General features: G+C 62.9%; 2 protein-coding genes and 1 pseudogene. All 3 read right to left on the bottom strand.

The features are described from left to right. Nucleotides 1-273 precede the first annotated feature (273 nt). Entirely contained in the window at nt 274-1,716 is a 1,443-nt protein-coding gene (locus PHC73_RS12955) for a DUF1329 domain-containing protein (protein ID WP_300129044.1), read from the bottom strand. A gap of 167 nt (nt 1,717-1,883) precedes the next feature. After that, nucleotides 1,884-2,690 (bottom strand): alpha/beta fold hydrolase, encoded by an 807-nt coding sequence (locus PHC73_RS12950; RefSeq protein WP_300129042.1) that lies wholly within the window; start codon nt 2,688-2,690, stop codon nt 1,884-1,886. An 11-nt stretch (nt 2,691-2,701) separates the two neighbouring features. Beyond that, nucleotides 2,702-3,303, bottom strand: a pseudogene (locus PHC73_RS12945) (flavin-dependent oxidoreductase); the annotation flags it as partial.

Here is a 3,303-nt window from a genome sequence, read left to right as displayed (position 1 = left end):
TACATGCCCGTGCTGCGCTCCGTGAATCAAGGGCTTTTGCCCTTGATTCACGCCGGGGCTTCCTGCCCCGGACGGCAGCACTGAATAAATCAGCGCTGCCTTAGGGAAATGCCGAAAAATTCCCTCCCTGGACTTTTTCAGCTCGCCGTCGCGCGGTACACGCCCGCGCGACACTCCCTGACTCAATGGCTTACGCCCTCGATTCGGGCCGGGGCTTCCTGCCCCGGACGGAAAACGCTGAATACATCAGCGTCCCCTTCGCAATCACAGCAATCAGCGGATGCCGTACTTGCGCAAACCCGCCGGTGTGAAGATCGCCGTGTCCGGCGGGTTCACGAAATCCGGCGGACTGCCGCCTCGGGTGGCGCCCACGTTGAAGAAGGCATTCGCCGACGACTGCCGGCCGTTGATCACGTCCATGTGGTTGTCGCCCCAGAAACTCAGCATCGGCACGTCGTAAAACTGCAGCAAATAGCCTTCCGACACCCGCCATAGATTGTCGCTTTGATCGTACATCTCGGCACCGGCGCCGGCCCAGCTGTCTTCGTCGTAATAGACGAAACGATGCGGCGACAGGTGACGAAATTTCGGCTTCAGCTTCAGCTCGATGGCCCATACCCGGTGCAACTCCCACCGAATCGGCTCCGGGTTGAGATGGCCGCGCATAACCAGCTTTTTGAAGTCGCCGGTCTCGGGTGACGCCAGCTTGTAGCTGTTGTAGGGAATGAAATATTCCTTGCGCACCGGCTCGGAATACTCGTACCACTCCTCATCGCCGGTCATGCCGTACATGGTAGTCGAATCGGCCGTGCGCAAGCCGTCCGAACCCGTGCTCGGGCTATCGTAAAAGCCGATTTCCGGCGCCTTACGCACCCGCCGCTGACCCGGCACATACAAATAGGCGTCGAAATCCTGGGACGTGAAATAATTACATCCGCTATACATGGAACCGGCGACACGCGGCGGCTCGATCATTTCCGACGACCGGCACCACATGGCACCACCGTTGCGGGTGAACACCGGGTCTTTGGGTTTTTCTTCCGGCGTCATGTATTGCGGTGACAACGAGCGCTCGATCGCCACCGTTTCGGCATAGCTGCCGTCCGGAAAGGCATTGAACGCATAGCCACGCCACACGTAATGCTTGCCGAAATAGTACATGCTGTGGTTGTAAGCCACTTCGGCGCCGTTGTTGGGGATGGGGAAAGCCACACCGGGTCGATACGTGCTGGTATCGAGACAGCGAAATTCACGATCCGGCCCCAGCGGCGGATCACAAAAACGGGTGTGACTGGCGTTCCAGACCGAATTCTCGTAATGCCATTGCGGTAATGCCGCGCTGCGACGGGTCGGATAAACGTTCAGATAATATGTGTCGGGATATTTTTTCAGCAGCGCGATCGTACCCGGCATCAGGCGGTCGGCGTATTGTTGGTAGTTCTTGGCCGTGATGGTGAACAGCGGCTTGTCGTTTGGATATGGATCCACATACCAACCACCGCGCTGGTAGCCCGCGGGCGGCGTGGCGATACCACCCTCCCAGGCCGGTATGGAGCCATCCGCATTGCCGGCGCGAATCGCGCCGAGCGGGGTAAGTGGCGTGCCGACCAGCCCGATTTCGGCTGCCTTGTCCGGCGGTGCCAAAGCCAGGGCCGCCGTACTGGCCGTCACCGCCAACCCGGCGAGCAACAGGCGCGTGGCGGTCGTCTTTTTCACCATTACGTTCTCCTCGTCAACGAAAATGCTGAAAAATCCCATCCCTTGTTTTTTTCAGCTCCCCGCTGCACGGTGCAAATCCGCGCAGCTCTCACTGAATCGAGGGCATGCGCCTCCCATTCAGGCCGGGGCATCCTGCCGCGGACGTCGAGACGTAAGCGCTTGCTTCAAGTCGCTGTACTCGCAGGCCCGGCCAGCGCCTGCCAGGTCAGCTCGAGCACTTGCGGCAGGCGCTCGAGCTGCACCAGGTGCGAGGCCTGCTCCAGCACTTCGAGCCGCGCGCCGGGAATGCGGTCGCGAAACGTGCTGCCGTAACTCACCGGAATCAAACCATCCTGGCGACCCCAGACGATCAGCGTCGGCGCCTTGATGCGCGGCAGGCGGCGGATAAGGCCCTTGTCCGGAATCGGCCACAGGAACTTGGCGGCGGCATTCAACGTACTGAGGCGCTGGATCAGCACCTCCACCTGCTCGTCCACGTCCTCCGGCATGGCGCCGAGCAGCGCGGCGATGGGCGAGTTCGGGTCGACCAGCACACGCTGCGCCAGCTCCGCCGAACGCATGGCGAAGATGTCCGGCATCGGGTCGTCGATGTCGAACAGCCCGGCCGGCGCGATGGCGATGAGACGCCCCACGCGGCTTTGATCGTTGGCCGCCATCTCGCAGGCGATCATGCCGCCCATGGAGTGCCCGATGACGTCGGCGCGGTCGATGCGCAGCGCGTCCAGCAGGTCGTAGTAGCACAGCGTGAGATCCCACAGGTCGCGCACCTGGGCGATGTCGTTGGACTTGGATGTGCCGGGCAGGAAAGGCGCGATCACCCGCCGGCGCTCGGCCAGCGCGTCGAGGTACGGGTCCCAGGCCAGGCCGCCGGCGCCGTGCAGGAACAGCAGCGGCTCGCCGCTGCCGGCCTCCAGCGTGTCGATCGCCAGGCGCGCATTGACCTGATAAGTGTGGATTGTCGGCTCGGCCATTTCGTGCTCCCTCAAGCCGCGCTGCGATGGGTGTCCGGCGTCGGCTCGCCGAATCCGCGCGGCCAGAACGGCCGATGATCCCACTGCGGCCACAGGTTTCGGATATGCGGCAGCACGCCCTCGGCGAACAGGTGCAGGTTCTTCAGCGTCAGGTGCTGCGGCATGGAGCCGCAGTGGAACAGCCAGATGAGGTTGCCGACGTGCAGCTCGCGCGCGGCCTCGATGATCTGCTCGCGCACGGTCTGCGGCGACCCGGCGATGATGTAGCCGCTCTCGACCAGTTCCTTCCAGCCGAAGCCTTCGTCGAGGATGGCCTTGCCGACCTTGGCCGTGCCGTCCAGCTGCGAGCGCAGACCCGCGCGCAGCGAGGCCACGGTGCGGTAGCCCGGCGCCTCGAAAAAGCGCGGGTCGATGTGCATGCATTTGGCAAAGAAATACTTGACGTGCTCCTCATAGTCGAGCTGCGCCTGCGCGTCGGTCTCGGATACGCAGATGAACTGCGCGTAGCCGGCGCGGTAGGGGTTGCGGTCCTTGCCGAGCGCGTCGGCGCGCTCCCAGAACGGCCCCATCACCTTCTTGGCGTACTTGTGGCCGAAGAACGACAGGTACGAGA

The sequence above is a fragment of the Immundisolibacter sp. genome (assembly GCF_028696615.1).
GTDB lineage: Bacteria > Pseudomonadota > Gammaproteobacteria > Immundisolibacterales > Immundisolibacteraceae > Immundisolibacter.
The sequence above is the reverse complement of the archived record's forward strand: the minus strand, read 5'-3'. Positions and strand labels throughout refer to the sequence as shown.

Excerpts from the sequence above, each read along its gene's own strand:
- PHC73_RS12950 (WP_300129042.1), bottom strand. The coding sequence starts at position 2,690 with ATGGCCGAGCCGACAATCCACACTTATCAGGTCAATGCGCGCCTGGCG.